Origin of the sequence: Candidatus Nitrosotenuis chungbukensis, assembly GCF_000685395.1 — an archaeon.
In the GTDB taxonomy this organism is placed as follows: domain Archaea; phylum Thermoproteota; class Nitrososphaeria; order Nitrososphaerales; family Nitrosopumilaceae; genus Nitrosotenuis; species Nitrosotenuis chungbukensis.
Map to the genome: position 1 here is coordinate 133,065 of NZ_AVSQ01000012.1, position 19,174 is coordinate 152,238.

General features: G+C 43.5%; 13 protein-coding genes. 12 read left to right on the top strand and 1 reads right to left on the bottom strand.

Translation table 11 applies throughout. The features are described from left to right. The first annotated feature begins 7 nt into the window (after positions 1 to 7). The 5 genes from hisB to hisI are packed head-to-tail and all read left to right on the top strand — an operon-like array spanning position 8 to position 3,055. The gene (hisB, locus tag NKMY2_RS03560) at positions 8 to 595 is read left to right on the top strand and encodes an imidazoleglycerol-phosphate dehydratase HisB (RefSeq protein WP_042684607.1); all 588 of its coding nucleotides are present in this window, start codon (positions 8 to 10) and stop codon (positions 593 to 595) included. Then, on the top strand, positions 592 to 1,200 hold the full coding sequence (gene hisH, locus NKMY2_RS03565; protein ID WP_042684609.1) for an imidazole glycerol phosphate synthase subunit HisH: 609 nt from the start codon (positions 592 to 594) through the stop codon (positions 1,198 to 1,200). Before hisB ends, hisH begins: the two co-directional genes overlap by 4 nt. Next, on the top strand, positions 1,197 to 1,904 hold the full coding sequence (gene hisA / locus NKMY2_RS03570) for a 1-(5-phosphoribosyl)-5-[(5-phosphoribosylamino)methylideneamino]imidazole-4-carboxamide isomerase (protein ID WP_042684613.1): 708 nt from the start codon (positions 1,197 to 1,199) through the stop codon (positions 1,902 to 1,904). The genes hisH and hisA overlap by 4 nt, the downstream gene beginning before the upstream one ends. Further along, complete coding sequence (hisF, locus tag NKMY2_RS03575; RefSeq protein ID WP_042684615.1) at positions 1,901 to 2,704, top strand: imidazole glycerol phosphate synthase subunit HisF; 804 nt, start codon at positions 1,901 to 1,903, stop codon at positions 2,702 to 2,704. Before hisA ends, hisF begins: the two co-directional genes overlap by 4 nt. 24 nt (positions 2,705 to 2,728) lie before the next feature. Continuing rightward, on the top strand, positions 2,729 to 3,055 hold the full coding sequence (gene hisI / locus NKMY2_RS03580; protein WP_042684616.1) for a phosphoribosyl-AMP cyclohydrolase: 327 nt from the start codon (positions 2,729 to 2,731) through the stop codon (positions 3,053 to 3,055). Here hisI and NKMY2_RS03585 read toward each other — a convergent pair. After that, on the bottom strand, positions 3,052 to 3,519 hold the full coding sequence (locus NKMY2_RS03585; RefSeq protein WP_052347489.1) for a hypothetical protein: 468 nt from the start codon (positions 3,517 to 3,519) through the stop codon (positions 3,052 to 3,054). The two genes, hisI and NKMY2_RS03585, sit on opposite strands and share 4 nt — an antisense overlap. A gap of 159 nt (positions 3,520 to 3,678) precedes the next feature. Between NKMY2_RS03585 and NKMY2_RS03590 the strand changes: the two genes are divergently transcribed. The 7 genes from NKMY2_RS03590 to NKMY2_RS03620 all read left to right on the top strand — a co-directional run bounded on the left by NKMY2_RS03590 (position 3,679) and on the right by NKMY2_RS03620 (position 19,153). Next, the gene (locus tag NKMY2_RS03590; RefSeq protein WP_042684617.1) at positions 3,679 to 4,893 is read left to right on the top strand and encodes a threonine synthase; all 1,215 of its coding nucleotides are present in this window, start codon (positions 3,679 to 3,681) and stop codon (positions 4,891 to 4,893) included. A 1-nt stretch (position 4,894) separates the two neighbouring features. Next, positions 4,895 to 6,229, top strand: a complete 1,335-nt coding sequence (locus NKMY2_RS03595; protein ID WP_042684618.1) for a ThiF family adenylyltransferase — start codon at positions 4,895 to 4,897, stop codon at positions 6,227 to 6,229. A gap of 56 nt (positions 6,230 to 6,285) precedes the next feature. Beyond that, positions 6,286 to 7,293 (top strand): SIS domain-containing protein, encoded by a 1,008-nt coding sequence (locus NKMY2_RS03600; RefSeq protein ID WP_042684619.1) that lies wholly within the window; start codon positions 6,286 to 6,288, stop codon positions 7,291 to 7,293. A 159-nt stretch (positions 7,294 to 7,452) separates the two neighbouring features. Then, the gene (locus tag NKMY2_RS03605) at positions 7,453 to 12,525 is read left to right on the top strand and encodes a beta strand repeat-containing protein (protein ID WP_042684620.1); all 5,073 of its coding nucleotides are present in this window, start codon (positions 7,453 to 7,455) and stop codon (positions 12,523 to 12,525) included. Positions 12,526 to 12,621: 96 nt separating this feature from the next. After that, positions 12,622 to 13,584, top strand: coding sequence for a hypothetical protein (locus tag NKMY2_RS03610; protein ID WP_042684623.1), 963 nt, complete (start codon positions 12,622 to 12,624; stop codon positions 13,582 to 13,584). A 7-nt stretch (positions 13,585 to 13,591) separates the two neighbouring features. Next, positions 13,592 to 17,809 (top strand): S8 family serine peptidase, encoded by a 4,218-nt coding sequence (locus NKMY2_RS03615; RefSeq protein WP_052347490.1) that lies wholly within the window; start codon positions 13,592 to 13,594, stop codon positions 17,807 to 17,809. A gap of 129 nt (positions 17,810 to 17,938) precedes the next feature. Beyond that, positions 17,939 to 19,153, top strand: coding sequence for an RNA-guided endonuclease InsQ/TnpB family protein (locus tag NKMY2_RS03620; RefSeq protein WP_076613377.1), 1,215 nt, complete (start codon positions 17,939 to 17,941; stop codon positions 19,151 to 19,153). Positions 19,154 to 19,174: the final 21 nt, after the last annotated feature.

Below are 19,174 nucleotides of genomic sequence, written 5' to 3' on the forward strand. Positions count from 1 at the left end.
AGTACTTATGGCGGCAAGAAAAAGCAGCATTAAGCGCGAAACAAAAGAGACCTCCGTAAGCGTACAAACCAACCTTGACGGCAGCGGCAAGATATCTATCAAAACTGGAATTGATTTCTTTGATCACCTGATTACCTCGTTTGCAAAGCATTCCATGCTTGATCTCACCGTGAAGGCAAAGTCCAATGATAACATTTTACACCACTTAATCGAGGATGTGGGAATTGCAATCGGCGCCGCAATGGACAAGGCACTTGGAGCAAGAACTGGGATCACAAGGTTCAGCTACGCCTCAGTCCCACTAGATGAATCCCTTGCAGAAGCAACAATAGACCTAGTGCGACGCCCGTATCACAAGATCAACCTATCAATCAAGCGAACGCAAATCGAGGGAATGTCAAAAGAAGACATCGAGCATTTTTTCACATCACTTGCACAGAACTTAAACAGCTGCATACACCTAAATGTAAAATACGGAGAAAACGACCACCACAAGGTAGAGGCGGCAATAAAGTCACTTGCAGTAGCGTTTAGGGTTGCAGCCAGCATTGATAAGAAGCAAAAAGGAATACCAAGTACCAAAGGTTCAATGTGATGAAAGTAGCAATATTTGATTATGGGGCAGGTAACATATTCAGCCTGAAGGTAGCTTTAGAAAAACGGGGCGCAACAGTAGATGTGATCAAAAGTTTTGATCAGGCAGATAATTATTCTGGCTTGCTGTTGCCTGGAGTCGGCAACTTTGATCCGGCAGTACAAAGCATGCGCAAAAGCTCAAAGACTACATTTCAGGAATACGTTCAGGACAAGATTCCCGTGCTGGGAATTTGCCTTGGCATGGAAATGTTTTTTGAAAAAAGCGAGGAAGGAAAAGAGCAAGGCTTGTCCGTGATGGAAGGAGAAGTAGTGATTCTTCCAAACAAGTTCAAAATACCGCACATGGGATGGAACAACCTGAAGATCAGAAAATCAAACCCATTGATGGATGGAATACCTGATTCTTCATGGGTTTATTTTGTCCACTCTTACAGAGTAAAGCCGAAAAATGACGACATTATAGTTGCCGATTCCGATTACGGGATTGCGGTTCCTGCTATAGTCAACAGGGGTACACTTTACGGAACTCAGTTCCACCCGGAAAAGTCAGGCAAGATTGGTTCCCTGATGATTCAGAACTTTTTACGAGAGTGTAAAAAGTGAAGATCATCCCGGCAATCGACCTCATGGAAGGTCAGGTAGTAAGACTGTACCAAGGAAGGCCAGAAAACAAGACCATATACAGTAATGATCCTAAGGCTGTGGCAAAAAAATGGGAAAAAGCAGGTGCCGACATGCTGCATTTAGTTGACCTTGATGCCACGCTACAAAGGGGATCCAATCTCAAACTGATCAAAGAAATTGTTAAAGAAATATCCATTCCAGCACAGGTGGCTGGCGGCCTGAGGGAAGAATCAATAATCTCAGAAGCTTTGGACTTTGCACAAAGGGTTGTTCTAGGAACCGTCGCATTCAAGGATGTGGATCTTGTTTCAAATCTGGCAGAAAAATTTGGCACAAATAGAATAGTAATATCTGCAGATCACTATGACGGTATAATCATGGTAAATGGGTGGCAGCAATCAACTAGTACAAACTTGATTGATGCAATGCAAAGTCTTACCGGAAAAGGTTTTTCGGAATTTCTTATAACAAATGTGTCACGAGACGGTACCATGAAGGGACCGGATCTTGACTATCTGAAAAAAGCATGCGCGTTTTCACATGTGCATGTGATTGCAAGTGGGGGAATATCAAGTCTTGATGACATTACATCAGTAAAACAATGCAACGCGTATGGTGTTATTCTGGGAAAGGCACTTTATGAGGGCAAGGTATCGATCGGGGAGGCAAAAAAGCTGGCATGACTCTGACCAAACGAATCATACCGTGTCTTGATGTAGCAAACGGGCGAGTGGTCAAGGGTCTGCATTTTGAGTCAATCAAAGATGCAGGCGATCCTGTATTACTTGCGGAAAAATACAGCAGAGAGGGAGCAGACGAGCTTGTCTTTCTTGACATCACTGCATCACAGGAACAAAGAGAAACGATTCGCTCACTTGTCTCAAAGGTTGCACAGGTAATTGATATTCCGTTTACGGTTGGGGGCGGTGTGAAAACACTTCAACATGCGCGCGACATTTTGCTTTGCGGCGCAGACAAGGTTGCAATTAATACTGGGGCGGTGAAGAATCCAGAAATCATAACGGAACTGATGAATCTTTTTGGAAAGCAATGTGTCGTAGTGGCAATAGATGCAAAACGTAACTATGATTATGCCAAAGGAAAAAACATCTTCTCAGAGGATTCAAAAAAATTCTGGTTTGAGGTGTTCATCTACGGGGGAAAAACGGGAACCGGAATAGACGCAATAGAATGGGCAAAAAAAGTGCAGCAGTTGGGAGCAGGCGAGATTCTGCTCACAAGCATAGACAAAGACGGAACAAAGGACGGCTACGACATTATTTTGACAAAGGCAATAGTTGAAACCGTGTCAACACCCGTAATTGCGTCTGGCGGGTGCGGGGAACCGCTTCATATGCTTGAGGTGTTCAAAAAAACCGACGTTGACGCAGCGCTTGCAGCGTCAATATTTCACTATGAGACTCATTCAGTTGACAGGGTCAAGGAGTATCTTAAGGAAAATAATGTGGACGTAAGATTATAAGTCAAAAACTGGAAAATACTGCTAATGAAAAAGACTATTTCTGATCTGGATTTTTCAAAAGGGGATGGACTAGTTCCTGTCATAGTTCAGGATTACAACACAAAAGAAGTTCTGACACTTGCATATTCCAACAAGGAGTCGCTTGAACTGACACAAAAAACCGGAAACTCTTGGTTCTGGAGCAGGTCAAGAAACAAGCTCTGGATGAAAGGAGAAGAGTCAGGCAACACGCAAAAGGTCAAAGAGATCCTAGTTGACTGTGATTCTGACGCAGTGATTTATCTGGTAGAGCCTGCGGGCCCTGCATGCCACACCGGAGAACGTGTCTGCTTTCACCACAAACTCGATTAGCAAACTCTCTCAAAACTAGTTGCTGAGCCAGGTATGGTCTCATTTATGATTCTGAAAGTTATTGGCTTGTACTCTGTATCTCTAAAGACCACAAACCATTCGCCTACTATGTCATTAACACTGCAAATTTTCTTTGCTTTTGAAAGGGATGGTGTAAAGTATGTGTTGAATTCTGATTTTACTGCGCCGTCAAACGGCACTGTGGAATATACTGTGGTCCCGTTGGGCAATCCAAAAATTATCTTGCCTACATCATTTGGCGCCAAACCGTTTACTGTGACAAAAATATTTTCTCCCAGTTTATACTGGAATGCGTTTATCGCAAAGGGGCCTGATCTGTTCCAGTTTTCAAGCGGGTCTTTGGGCTCGGTTTTTTCCAATTTGGGACTTGTGAAAACAACAACCACAATTATTGTTGCAATTATTATGCAGACAATCATACCTGCAATTAGTTTCGGGTTCACTTTTTTCTAGGTAATCAGAAAATGTGTAAATACTTTGCGTAGGGCTGAAAAACTCATATTATATGAGTTAAATATCATTAAACAAGTTGTACTTAAAATTAAGTGTCACTAAACTTGATATTAGGACATTTTAACTATAAACCAAACGCCGATCCAAATATGACAAAAACATCGCTGCAATGCAGGGAGTGCAAGAAGGAATACGAGTCCACGTTCAAGTATATCTGTGATGAGTGCTTTGGGCCACTCGACGTAAAGTATGAATTTCCATCAATTACAAAAAACACGTTTACAAATCGCGAGCACACGTACTGGCGATATTTTGAATTACTGCCGATCCAGAACAAATCTAACATAATTAGCATCCACGCCGGAATGACTCCTCTAGTCAAGGCCGAGAAGCTTGGAGAAAAACTGGGACTGAACAATCTTTACATTAAAAATGACTCTGTCAACCCGACGTTTTCATTTAAGGACAGACCTGCAGGAATAGCTGTATCAAAGGCAAAAGAGTTTGGTCTGTCTGCCGTTGGGTGTGCGTCTACTGGTAATCTGGCATCTGCGACTGCTGCGCATGCGGCCAAAGGAGGTTTTCCATGCTATGTGTTTGCACCAAGTGACATTGAGCACGCAAAAATTGCTCAGGCACTTGCATATGGTTCCAAGTTCATTGCAGTAGATGGGACATACGATGACGCAAACAGAATTGCAGCCCAGATAGGCGACAGCAAAGGAATAGGAATCGTGAATATCAATTTGCGTTCGTACTATGTGGAGGGATCAAAGACACTTGCATATGAGGTGGCAGAACAGCTTGACTGGCAGGTACCTGATCACCTTGTAGTCCCGGTCGGTAGTGGAGCAATGCTTAATGCAATTTGCAAGGGATTCGAGGAACTGCAAAGCGTATCTCTTCTCGGTGATGTTTCTAAAATGCACATGATTGCCGCACAGCCGCACGGTTGCGCACCTATAGTTGATGCATTCAAGCGGGGATCAAGCGATGTCATTCCAGTTGAAAACCCAGACACAATTGCAAAAAGCCTCGCAATAGGAGATCCTGGGGATGGACGCTACGTCCTCAAAAGACTAAAGCAATACAATGGATATGCTGAAGAGTCAAACAACCGCGAGATACTTGATGCCATCCTGTTGCTTGCCAGAACCGAGGGGATATTCACAGAACCTGCAGGCGGAGTCTCAGTGGCAGTTCTAAAAAAGATGATAGATGACGGCAAAATTGACAAAAATGACACGACCATATGCTATGTGACAGGAAACGGGCTAAAGGCGACAGAGGCATTAATGGAAGTCTTGCCAAAGCCAGAAGTAATGCAGGCAGACGTTGCAAAGATTTCCGCAGTGGTGAAATGATTTGGCAAACGTAACATTCACGATTCCGTCCGTACTAAACAAGGGTGGCGGGGAAAAAAAACTCCCAATCAATGCCGACTCTCTTTTGGAGTCATTTACCAAGGTATCGCAAGATATGGGCGATGATTTCAAGCGCAGGGTACTAAACGATGACGGAACGCCGCGCTCACTCATCAACATCTACATCAACGGAAAAAACTCTAGGTTTTCTGGAGGCATGAACACTCCGCTAAAGGATGGGGATGAGATCTATATCCTACCTGCAGTGGCGGGGGGTTCTGAACTATCCAGCAAAGATCTTGACAGATATTCAAGACAAATAATGCTAGAGGAAATCGGGTACCAGGGACAGCTAAAGCTCAAGGCTGCAAAGGTATGTGTTGTGGGAGTCGGCGGTCTTGGAAACCCAATAACTACGAGGCTTGTCGCAATGGGAATTGGAAAGATCAGGATCATTGACAGAGACGTGATCGAATTATCAAACCTTCACAGGCAGACAATGTTTGATGAATCTGATGTTGGGCAAATCAAAGTCGAGGTTGCCGCAAAGAAACTAAAAAAGATGAATCCAGATGTTGAGATCGAATCACTTCCAATATCAATTAACGATTACACGGCACTTGATGCAGTGGAAGGCTGTGATGTTGTAATAGATGCACTGGATAGCGTAAACGCGCGATATGCACTAAACAAGGCATGCATAGAAAAAAACATTCCATTTGTGACTGGTGCGGCAGTTGGCGTGTCAGGTCAGGCCTTTACAATTCTTCCGCACAAAAGCGCTTGCTATTCTTGCATGTTCCCTGAGCTTGATGAGGACTCGATGCCCACTTGCAGTATAGAAGGAGTCCATCCGTCAATACTGTCCATAATTGGGGGAATCGAAGTAGCAGAGGCTGTCAAGATAATACTTGGCAAAAGTCCCAGCCTTTCTGACAAGATATTGCATGTGGATCTGGAAAACTTGGATTTTGTAATGACTAAAACGTTTAGGGCTGACGAATGCAGTATCTGTGGAAACGGTAAAATTGATTCAGTACCAAAAACAGAATTCATAATTGAAGAGCTCTGCGGAAGAAATAGGGGTAAGCGTACATTCTCAATCACTCCAACACAGAAATTCGAAATCGATGTGGGGAAAATCACAAACCTGGCAAAAGACCTTCAGTTCAATGTTGAAAATCAGGGAGATCTCGGTGTATCGATGAGAACAAATGACCTTTCTGTCAGCTTTATGAAAAGAGGCTCAGCTGTTATAGTGGGACCAAAGGATGAAGAGGATGCCGTCTCGTTATACAAAAAGCTTGTTTCCAAAAAGGAAATAATCACAAACTAAACAAAAATCTCAATTTAAGCAATCCATATATTGTAACATATTATTGAAATTCTGACTTGCTTAACATTTCAAAGATGAATGAAATTGATGTTCAAGGAATGTACAAAATATACGATCTTTGGCCTCAGATAGCAAAAAACTCGTATGGTAATAATGATCCTATGGATTACAAAAACATAGACCACATTGTTTTTGCAGGCATGGGTGGCTCTGGTGCGATAGGCGACATATTTTCTGCAATTTTGTCAAAAAGTAACATTCATGTAAGCTTGGTGAAAGGATACCTTTTGCCAAAAACTGTTGATACTCATACACTCGTTGTAACAACCAGTGTCTCTGGCAATACTGTCGAAACTATGACCGTGTTGAACTCTGCAAGAAAAACTGGCTGCAAACTGATTGGGTTTTCATCTGACGGTAAAATGGAAAAATACTGTAAAAAAAATAAAATTGAATTCCGAAACATTCCAAAAATCCATTCCCCAAGGGCGTCATTTGTAAGCTATGTCTATTCTACTCTTGGGACACTAAACTCAATAATTCCAATCAAAAAACACGACATACTAGAATCGATTTCCAAAATTTCCAAAATATCAAAACAAATAGACTCTAGTAATTTATCCAAATCCAATCCGTCACTTGATCTTGCAAAATGGATATCTGGCATACCTCTAATTTATTATCCCTGGGGTCTGCAGGCGGCAGCAATCCGATTCAAGAGTTCATTACAAGAAAATGCCAAGTCTCATGCAATGATAGAGGACGTGATTGAGGCTTCTCATAATGGTATAGTGTCATGGGAAAAGCCGTCAACCGTCAAGCCGATTCTGTTACGAGGAAAAAATGACTATGTCAAAACGAAAGAGAGATGGAAAATACTGAAAGAATACTTTGAAAAAAATGACATCGTGTATAGAGAAATAGTATCGGTAAATGGCAGCATTCTATCAAAACTGATGTGTCTTATCTATACGCTGGACTATGCGTCGATCTATTATGCTGTTCTAAATAACACAGATCCGTCGCCTGTGGCATCAATCGACTTTATAAAAGCAAGATTATAGTATCCCTAAATTGACACAGGATTGTAAAAATTACAATTAGCGATCAAAAAATTGGCTCAGGTGTGAAGCATGCCTGAAATTAATGCAAAAAACCAGCGAATTGTGGATAAATTGTCCATTAATGTTATATACTAAATTTTAGACCAAAAAGACAATAACATGAACAACGAGATAGGACGTAAAATAACTAGTCTTACATTAATGACAATTATGCTAGCTGCTGGCTTCTCGGCATTTGCACCAAGTGCAATGCCGCAGGCCGCAGCAGCAAACGCAAACTTGTATGTTTCCGCTGAAAACTCTCAATTCCAAAACTACTTTGCAGGACCTCAAGTCATCGAAGTAGTCGTAATTGACAGTGACATAAAGGACACTAACGAGGGTAAAGGTGAACCGGACGTAACCATCAACGGCAACAAACTAAGAATGGTTCAAGCCACTGATGGTAACTGGTATGGTTACTTTGCAGACAAAGCACAAGCCCAGAAAGCAGACGCTACAGCTAAAGGCAGTGGCGCCTCTACCACAAGAGGTACTGGTCTTGACTTTGGTAACTTCTGTAAAAACGATAGCACAGTTTTCGGTCCTTCATTTTCACAAACTGTAGGTATTGCCGTTGCAACAAACGCAACTGGTGGTACTGACGGAGAAAGTGCCTTTACAACTTGTACAGCTGTAACTGGATCATCTGGAACTGGTGTAAACCTAAATAACGTTGTAAGAGAAAACAAGACAGTAAACCGTGGTGTTTCAACATCACTTGGTCAAATTGGCTTAACTTCTATTGCAACAGACAAGGCTTGGCCAATTATCCAATTATATGATTTCAGTGCAGGTGGAAGTGTAGTTGTCCAATACAACAAGGGTGGTGGAATCCAAAAGACAACACTCACCTTTGATACAATCCCATCAAACATGATTGGAGTAACATTGGACAGATCTAACTTCCCACAAAGCTCACAAGTTCACGCCACAATGACAGACCCACAGTTGAACATCGATCCAACTGATGAGGACTCTTGGACATTTGGAACCCTAGCCGGCAACGCAACTATTTTCTATCAATTATTTGATGAAAACGGTGCACGCGCAGGTGATGGTTTAGTTTCAAATGCTCTAACGGGTAACCTTACTGGACTCATGTTCGAATCGAACGGTCTGTTGAAGGTGAATGGTGATGTACAATCTTCAGGAACTCCAGTTTTATTGATCCAAGATAACGCCGACTCTGTCGTCGGTCCATCTGGATCAACTCTGGCTACTGCAGGAACATCAACTGTCACATCTGGCAATCAACCTGTGACATTTACTGAACAGAGTCCAAACAGCGGCATATTCGGAACATATGATGAAACGGATACCTCGGTGCTGAAGGTAACTTCAAACGCACTTAGAGGAACATCTGCATCATTACAATACAACTCACAATCAGATAGCATTGTCGTAGCACAATTCTTTGGAACACTAAACTTTGATGAAGCAGCACTTGGCGGCGAATGGAATTCTGGAGAAGAGATCGCAATCACTCTAGTAGATGGGGATCAAAACCTAAACACTAGAGCTGATGAAGATCTTGACCTCTATAATGCCAACGTTACCTTGCCAGCAATCAAAATTGGCAGTCCATTGACATTATCTGGTGTAGGATCAGGCGATGTGGCTATCGGAACTAGCAACGCAGCAAGTGCAACAGGAGGAATTACTCCAACTGTTGATACTTATAGTGATCGTCTAAAGATCATAACTTCTGCTGCCTATACGACCACATCAAAAATCTTCATCAACGTAACTACCAACTATACGCAAGATGACTTTTCTAATTTCATTAGAAACGCTTCACGTGTTAACGGTGGAAACGGTAATGGAATGTTCAACTACTTCCAATACGATCTGAGATCACTCAGTAATGCACTAAGTGGCGCATCCATCCAATCAATCACTGTAGGAAATGCTTCTGCACCAAGAACATTTGTGTTCAGCGCAACTACTACAACGGATTTCAGTTCATCTGACTTCCAAAACATGATTGACATGGGTAAGGGATTCGGTAACCTAACCGATAGTAAATTCGGTGGAACCGACGAAATAAAATTCGGAATTAACATCACCACTACAAGTACTGATCGAACATTGGAAGCTGGTACATACCCAATCACACTTGACTTCCTAAGATTTGGAATCAGTGACGATGGAGTAGAATCAAGCGAAAGATTCAACGATGCTATATACAGATTAGAGTTAGAAGAGACAGGAGACAACACTGCAACATTTGCTGGTACAGTTGAGTATATCATGCTGAACCAGTTAAACGTAAACCAAACAAGCACCTACAAAGGAATCGCATCAATAGATGATGAGATTCGAATGATTGTTGGCGAGGACTTGACCGATGAGGATTCAGTTCGAGCTAACTTCTTAGACGTAGGCGCAGATGGTATTGCAACACAAATTGCAGATCAAGTCGAGGCTCCAACTCACTCTGGTGTTGTATCATTCGATATGTCAAACTACAAAGTAGGCGATACAGTAACAATCACACTTCAAGATCAAGACCTTAACACTGATACCGATCTCATTGATATCTACACCGTCGTAACATCAGGCAACGATAAAGCCTATGATACAGTCGGTAAGGCCGGTTACGGAGTTGACTCACAAGGTGACCTCCGTGGCAGACTATTAGATGTCACATTTGACGATGAAAGGTGGTTAAGTAGCAGCCAAACAGGTTCTGGAACACTCACATGTTCTACCACCCCAACTGGCTCTAACGGATTAGGTGCATCTGGATTTACTCTAGTTGAACAAGGTTCATCTACTGGTATATTCCAAGGTTCATTCCAAATCCCATCACAATACTGTGCTAGAAACTCTGGTACAGGAACGATTGTAACCACCCAAGGTACAGACATCGAGGTTAACTATCTTGACTTTAGAGACGCATCAGGCGAAGTTGTAGAAACTGGCGATGGCGCAGGTATAAGATCAAACACCGGCTCAGTCAGCTTAGACAGAACTGTTTACCCATTACCATGGGGACAAATAGCTGATCTATCTGGCTCAACAACGGGCTCAACATCTGCAAACAGCAAATCCGTATTCCCAATACACGCTACTGGGCTTACCGGAAATGTTGACTCTGCAGCTGAAACCCTTGGTAACGGTGACATAACGCTTCATATCCAAGTCAACGACCCAGACTTCAACACATCCGCATCTGGTGAGGACAAAATCCAGGAAACTGGTGATGTTACAGCCCACGGTCCAGTCAAAGTGGTAGTTTCAAGAGGATCATCTAGCATGGTTCTCGCATCAGCAGGTGCATCCGCATCTACTGGTAACAACGGTAAAATCACCGTTGGAACTGACACTGTAGACAACTCTGGCTATGTGACAAGAGAGCTCGGTCCAATCACCGAGACTGCTCCGGACTCTGGCATCTTTGAATTTGACCTAGTAGTCAGATACACAGACGGCCCAGCAAGTTCGACATGTCCAACAACCACGAACTTCGTCTCCGCAAACAATAGCACAAGATTCGCTAACGAGCTAGCAAGATTCGATACATCTTCTGGTTCATCAGCAGAATACTGTCTATTGCAAGGTGATATTGTTACAGTAACATACAGAGATCCAGCTGATTCATCAGGCCAACCAAATACAATCACTGACTCTGCAACATTTGACCTAAGAAACGGTGCTATTCAATCTGACAAGTCTGTCTACATCATTGGCAGCGATATGATCCTAACGGTCATAGAGCCAGACTTTGATAGAGACAACGACTCTGCAGAAACTTACGACCTCGACTTACTTGAATGGGATTCCGATGCAGCAACCGTTACCATGGGTGACCTTGGTGGCGAAGCAGCAGCGTTTGATCCAGAGCCCGCTTCATTGCGAGAAACTGGTGATAGCACAGGAATATTCCAGACAGTAATCGAGATTCCATCAACTCTTGGCGGCGACAAGCTAGAGAGAGGCGAGGAAATCGTACTAGAATACACTGACTGGGGTCCATCTGGCGCAGATTACGTTGGACAAGAAAGCGAGGATGTCAACTTGACAATCTTCACATCCAACTTCGGTGCAACTGTAGAGTTAGACCAAAAGGTCTACACTTGGACTGATAAGGTATACATCACAATAATCGCACCTGATCACAACTTTGATAGTAATTTGATCGACACAATTGGTGACACCACAGACGACCCAGTAAAGGTCGCCACAAGGGGTCACAAACTCGACGAATACCATCTAACTGAATCAGGCGTTGACACAGGCATCTTCACGGGCGAAGTAATCCTTACAGGATTTGCCCACGATGCCGATGGTGATGCATCAACCGGAACAAATGGAAATGACGCACCAAACTTCACAGGTCAATCTTCATCTAGCTCAGTCACAACCGACTTGGGTCCAACAAATGGATACTTGCAGGCTGATGACGATGACGGTCTTACAGTCTCCTTTGAATTCTCAGAGGATGAAACAATCGTAGGATCTGCATTAGTTAGATGGAATATCGGTGAAGTCGCATGGCTCGAAGCAAGCTATCCAGCCAGCGGAACCGGCGTAGTAAGAATTATTGATCCAGACATGAATCTGAACCCAGAGGCCATTAACAACTTTAATGCCGATGTATGGTCAGATTCAGATGCAGGAGGTATTGATCTAACTGTTACTGAGACTAATGAGGCATCCGGAATATTCGAGGGTACTGTATACTTTACAACTACCGACGAATCTTCAGGCCACAGACTCAGAGTCGCAGAAGGTGACACAGTCACAGCAGAATATCAAGACAACACACTACCATCCCCATACACAAGATCAGATGAACTCGATATCACAGGCACAGCGTTTATCGGTACTGTAGTACCACCACTCGAAAGAGCTCCAGCATCTAATGCTAGAGTAGTTGACGCTTTTGGTAACTCACTAGATGAGGTATCAGTAGATCAACAGGTGCAAATTACAGCAGACCTGGTAAACGGCCAAGATAGAGAGCAACCATTTGCATACTTGGTACAAATTCAGGATGAGAATGGTGTCACTGTATCACTTGCATGGATCACTGGTTCACTATCAGCAGGTCAGTCATTTAGCCCAGCATTGTCTTGGATTCCAACCACATCCGGAACATACACTGCAACAGTGTTTGTTTGGGAAAGTGTTGACAATCCAACAGCGTTGAGCCCACCTGTATCTGTAGACATAAACGTCAGTTAAGACTAAAATAAAACTATCCCCTTTTTTCTTTTTTTGAATCCTCTCTAGTGGATACTATCATAACCAATATCTAGCAGATATTTTCCATATTAGTGAATGAAAATACTAATCTTGATTTGCCTTGGAATCATGTTTGGAATAAATTCTGCCTTTGCAGAGCAGCTTGACCTATTTACCGATAATCAGGTATACTCGCCAAACAGGCCGCTCTTTGTGTACGGGCAGGCGCTTCCGCACGAGGATATCGTCCTTAGGATCTTTGCGCCAGATGACACCATCGTGACGTTCACGCAGGTGACATCTGATGACAAGGGCAAGTTCCAAATGGAACTGTTTATCTGGCCTGACGCATCTACGTCGTTCCCATATGGAACGTACACCGTAGAGGCAATAAGCACGCAACAAAACGGCGCATCCAAAAAAATCGACGTAAAATTCTCTTCTTCTTCTGAAACTGAACAAATCCCAATCACTAGAAACATCAACACCTTGGTGTTTGCCCCGGAAACTGCCGCAATAAACGTGCCAATGAAAATCTTTGTCCAGACAACAAGCGACGGGCTGTTGATTGGAGGAAGCCCTGAAAAACTGCTTGGCACGTCGCACGTGCATTTGCCTGACGGACAGGTGGTGAACCTGTCGCCCTCGTTTAAGATCCTGCACCAGGGACTATACTATGCAGAATACACCCCGGTACAGGAGGGCACCCACGTGTTTCACGTGGTGACGTTCTCCCAAGGCTCAATCTCCCACGGTTCATCTGCAACGCTAGTCCAAAAGCAGGACATCGGGGGAATATCAAAGCAAATTCTGGAACTAAACTCAGTTCTCGGCGATACATCAAAGGAGCTTGCAAACCTCAAAACAGAAATAACCGGATTTGGCTCATCGCTTGACTCTGCAAGCCAAAACCTCGACAAGAGCGTAAGTGCCATATCGACATCGGTTGACAACATGGAGGCCGCATCCATCCAGCTAAACTCGCTACTCTTCCCAATAGTTGCATCGATTGCGATCATAGTCGCACTGCAGATAGCAATTCTTGCGCGCAGACGATAACGGTATCATGTCTAAAATAATCCCGATAATTCTAATCATACTGCTAGTCTCAACCGTAAAGACATCAAACGGATTTCTGGAAACTGACAGGGTAGCCATCCCGTCTGAGATAACGCAAACTACCGAATTGGCGCAAATCCCAAGGGAAACGACACAAAGCTACCAGATATCAAGATACCTGGTATTTGGGCATGGAAACATAAGCGACCTTGGGGATTCCATTCCGAACATATCTGGGATAAGCTCCGACTATGGATTTTTCTCCATAGTTACCATCCCGGAGCAAACCGCTCTGATGCTTGACTCCCAAGGGTATCACGTGGTAAGGGACTTTCCGTTGCAGTACGACTCTGAGGAATACGGGGAGATTAGCCAAATCAGAAAAGCGACAGGATCTGAGCTGGCGTATGTAAAATACAACTACACCGGCGCCGGAATAAAAATCGCAATAGTTGATACCGGAGTTGACTTTTCAAATCCCGACCTAAAGGACTCGCTTGCGCGAGACAAAAACAACAAGCCCATCATGCTTGACCCAGACGGACAGGGAATAATAATCACAAATGCCACGTTTTTAGCCAAGATAGACAAGCACGGAACAATTGAGAACACCACAAAGTCCTATGCGGTAAAAAAGTCAAAAGAGCTAAACCAGAACACGACGTCAAACGTCTATGTGACAAATAAGGGCGTATTTTTGAACCTAAAGCAAAACGGAAAGGGAACCGCAGTCTCCATGTACAATTCGTTTTTCCCAACAAACGGAATCGCACCCGTATTTAATGGAACCATTCTAGATGATTACAAAATTGGCAAAAACTCTCATGATTACATCAAGTCATCAAGCGGCGTGTACCACTTTGGGCTGATATACCAGGGAACTGTACAGGGACCGTTTGCAAGCGTCCAGGCAGTGCCGGTACTGGTGGTTGACTCTCACACTCCAGGACTGTACGATACGATAATTCCTGACATGTCCACTTCGTGGAAGGACTATACCAGATTTGAGCTAAAAGGGAAAAAGCCAAGCTATGACTTTGACTTTACAGACGAGTCCCCAATTAAAATTGGCGGCGGAAACGAATTTCTGGTTTATGATTTTGACAAGGACGGAAAGCTGGACTATTCGGCGGGAACAGTTGGCGCCCAGGTGGTAGACGTGTATGGCATAATATCTCACAACAAGTCGTCAATTGACAAGGTCCTCAAGGCGACAAACGGGACGCTCTTGCCAGGCCTTGATGCAGGCGGGAACTTCTTTGGAGTGATGAACGACTTTGTGGGGCACGGAACCGCAAGTGCCGCGTCGATTGCGTCAAGGGGAGTACAGCAGTATGACATTTACAATAACACCAAAAAGTACACGCTTCCAGGAATCGCCCCCGGTGCAAAAATAATCCCGGTCAAGGCTCTGTGGTTTGGCGACACCGTATACGGCTGGCTTTGGGCGTCTGGGTTTGATAACCAAAACAGCACGTGGAAGTTTTCAGGAAAGCCTAGGGCAGACATAATATCGAACAGCTGGGGCGTTTCTAATTTTCCGTCCCTAAAGGCGTCCCCGGGCGTTGACATTTTATCCCTGATTGCAAGCGTCCTGTCCGTCCCAGGCTCAATTGACGAGCGATATCCTGGAATAACCATCGTATCAAGCGCAGGAAATGCGGGGCACGGGTATGGTACCATAGGGCTGCCAAATGCCGCACCGTTTGGGATCGCAGTCGGCGCAACTACAAACAATGTCTATGTAGGATACGGCTCGTTTAAGGACCAGCCAAGATTTGGAAACACCACCATTCACGCAAACGACGTTGTTGATTTCTCAAGCAGGGGTCCAAGCATAATCGGGGACCCAAAGCCTGATCTCATGAACACCGGGGCGTACGGCTTTACCCCGGGCAACGTTCTGAAAAAATCAACGACCTCAAAACTTGAACCGTTCTCCCTCTTTGGGGGGACTAGCATGGCAGCGCCACTGGTGTCTGGCACCGCCGCGATCCTGATGGAGAGCCTGCAAAAAAAACTGGAGGACTATGATCCCTTTAAAATAAAAAACATACTGATGTCGACTGCGACTGACCTTCAGAACGATCCGTTCACGCAGGGCTCAGGGCTTGCAAATGCGTACAGGGCAGTAAGTTTCGTCAACGGGGATAACGGGATATTTCTAGTCCACAACAATTCGACATACCAAAACATCAAAAAAGTTCTTGACATACCGATAGCAAATCTAAACTCCACGTCGTTAGGAATCCCCCAGTTTAAGATTCCTGAAAAAACATACGGCCAGACAAGCTGGTTTGCAGGAAGACTGGACAGGGGAGAGAAAAGCTCAACTACGTTTACAATTGAAAACCCGACTGATCATCCCATATCAATCAAAATAATTCCGCAGAAAATCCAGCTAATTGAAAACTCGCAGCTCAACCTGACAACCAAAATGCGCCTCTCAGACAGCGTTATGAACAAATCCGGAGTGTACAGGCCAGACTATGTCAGACTGTCTGACATAAAATCGCACGACACGCTGTCGTCATACTATGACAACAGCACCATCCCAGATGACGCGTCGCTTCTGGTCTTGAACCTGAACTTCCCGTTTGGCGACTTTATGAACAAGACTGAGAAAATGTACGCAGGCGACATCAAAATCGCCTCGCTGTATGTCTATGACTGGTCTGACAGGGACAAGGACAAGAAAATAGAAAGCGACGAGCTGTCTATGGTAAACAGGGCAGGCACCTGGGGAACGGTGACAGAAACGCGAATATCTGACCCGCAGTCCAAGTTTGAGGGAACTCCGCTAGTCGGGGTGTATCCTGTACCTACCAGGTACTCGTACTGGCTTGGCGAGACAAAGAAAAACGCAACATCGATGGACTATACCCTTTCTGCAAGCTACTACAAAAAGGCAGACTGGAATGACATCTGGCTTGACACTGGGATGGTATCCATTCCTCCAAAGGGAACAGCGCAGGTGACTGCCACAGTAAACATTCCAAACGACAAAAAACCGGGGCTGTACCAGGGGTTCATCTCATTTGTGGGAAACAATCACACTGCAAACGTCCCTGTCTCGTATGGCGTGGTGTCAAAAATAACACGCGAGCAGCTTGCAGTGATTTCCGGCGCGTCAGGTGACGATGTCATGTATGGGAACGGCTATGTCAAGGGGGCATTTGACATGATCAATCGGTATAATGCAGGGGACTGGCGGCAGTATTATTTTGACGTAGAGAATCCCAAAATCACTTCTGCCTCCATAGAAATGTCCTGGAAGGATCCTGACACAAACTTTTCTGTGTTTGTAGTTGATCCGCAGGGGAAGATAATCCAGTCAAACGTTCCGCCAGGAGTGTTTGGGCAGCTGATAGACTGGCCCACATCTGACTGGCTTGGCACATCCATATTTAGCGAGGGAGGGGGGTTCTACCCTGTCAAAAACAAGGACAATACGTCCACAGTATTGTTTGCACCGATAAACCAGACCGGCGTATACACGATGCTTGTTCACTCTACTTTGTTTGGCGGAAAATCAACAACCGAACCCGTACATGTGATTGCGCAGTTTTCCTCAATGTTTGCAGATTCTACTGCACCGCAGATATCTTTCCAAGTGGCAAAATTTGTAAACAGCCTTCCTGCCCCTCTCATAACTGACGAGAGCCCGTATTCTGTACAATACATACTGGATGGGAATGAGATCACGCTTGATGATGATGTCATACCTGAGGGACAGCATCAATTGCAAATCATAGCAACAGACGAGTCAGAAAACACGTCAACTGGGTTATTTGAGTTTACACTCGATAGGACAGCGCCTGAGATTCTCATAAAATCACCAATCAATAACACAAAAATTTCTGAACTAATCCTTGACTATGCTGTACTAGATGACAACCTAGACGAGTTTTCTGCAATTCTGCCAAATGGAACTGTCCTGCAAAATGAGGCCTTTTTGCAAATTTCTGCAGACGATGTAGGTTTTGGATCACACAAAGTCACCATATCTGCAAAAGACCTGGCAGGCAATACGGCAGAGCAATCTATCTTCTTTGACATTGAACCATACGCGTCACCCGTTCCATCTGTTATCATGCCTGCCAGTTCTAGCAATGCGCCAACTGGCATTGACAGTGTGCTTTTGTGGATTTCACTGGGAATTGCGATCGTGATAACTGGTTTTATCATTTTTAGTGAAAAATCAAGAAAATCATCAAAACACTGAAACAAGATATTATTTGTTCCATGATTAAATGGATTGCCTGATAAGATATAATCTGTATGAATTACTAAGATCTGGTCAACAGAACACGCAACAAAATACTCAAGTAATTTAAAACATATTCTGGAGCACTTGCAGAGAACCTACAAATTCAGACTATATCCAAATACTGAACAATGGAAGAAATTAGACGATACACTTTCCACTTGTAGGTGGACCTACAACAAAATGATAGAATTTTTGAAGAAAAACAAAGAGAAATTTCAAACAAGAAACGATCTAAATTATTTCTTAACAGAACTAAAAGAATCAGAATCCTGGCTCTATTCATGTCATTCTAAAATGTTGCAAATGATATCTACACAAATTGATGGTGCACAAAAGGCAATAATGCAATTGCATAAAAATGGACACAAGACGGGTAGTTTAAAATTTGCAAAGTATGAAGAATATAGGACCTTCATATACAATCAGTCTGGATTCAGAATAACGCAAAATATGTTGTATCTTTCCAAGATAGGAAAAATCAAAATCATACTTCACAGATCAATTCCTGAAAATACATGCGTCAAACAAGTAATGGTAATAAAATCCAAATCGGGAAAATGGTATACGTGTATCACATATGATCTAGATGTGGAGTTACCAAAAATCAACCTGACAAAATCTACGGGCATCGATGTAGGAATCAAGAATTTTGCATATGACTCTGACGGACATCAGACACCAAATCCACTGAACCTGCAAAAAATGCTAAAACCGCTAGCAAGAGTTCAAAGAAAAATAGCGCGAAGACAGATTGGATCACAAAACAGAAAAAAAACCATGAGGTTTTACAGAATAATCCATGAGCGCATCAAAAACAGGCGTAAGGATTTTCTGCACAAAATATCGACACAATATGCAAAAAAATACAATATTGTATTTGTGGAAAAGTTACAAAAATTAAATATGGTAAAAAATCACAAATTTGCAAGAAATATTCTTGATTCTAGTTGGGGTATATTTACAAAGATGCTTGATTACAAGTGTGTGGTAATTGAGGTTCCAGCAAAAAACACAAGTGTTGAATGCTCACGGTGTGGAAATATGGTACCAAAATCCCCGTCTATTCGAATCCACCGATGTAATGTGTGTAACCTGATACTTGATAGGGATCACAACGCAGCAATCAATATTTTGAAAAAAGGATTAGAAATCTTTGGAATTACAAATTATGATATTATGCTACCGCAGGAACTGTGGGAAGTAACGCCTGTGAAGATCCCAGAAAGATCAATGAAGCAGGAAGAGGTTACCGGACGTCCGGTAATGGTTCACAAGCAAATTTTCGAGTACAAATCTTGAATAATTCTGTACAATTCGAGG

Excerpts from the sequence above, each read along its gene's own strand:
- hisB (WP_042684607.1), top strand. The coding sequence starts at position 8 with ATGGCGGCAAGAAAAAGCAGCATTAAGCGCGAAACAAAAGAGACCTCC.
- NKMY2_RS03615 (WP_052347490.1), top strand. The coding sequence starts at position 13,592 with ATGTCTAAAATAATCCCGATAATTCTAATCATACTGCTAGTCTCAACC.
- hisI (WP_042684616.1), top strand. The coding sequence starts at position 2,729 with ATGAAAAAGACTATTTCTGATCTGGATTTTTCAAAAGGGGATGGACTA.
- NKMY2_RS03610 (WP_042684623.1), top strand. The coding sequence starts at position 12,622 with ATGAAAATACTAATCTTGATTTGCCTTGGAATCATGTTTGGAATAAAT.
- hisF (WP_042684615.1), top strand. The coding sequence starts at position 1,901 with ATGACTCTGACCAAACGAATCATACCGTGTCTTGATGTAGCAAACGGG.
- NKMY2_RS03605 (WP_042684620.1), top strand. The coding sequence starts at position 7,453 with ATGAACAACGAGATAGGACGTAAAATAACTAGTCTTACATTAATGACA.
- NKMY2_RS03590 (WP_042684617.1), top strand. The coding sequence starts at position 3,679 with ATGACAAAAACATCGCTGCAATGCAGGGAGTGCAAGAAGGAATACGAG.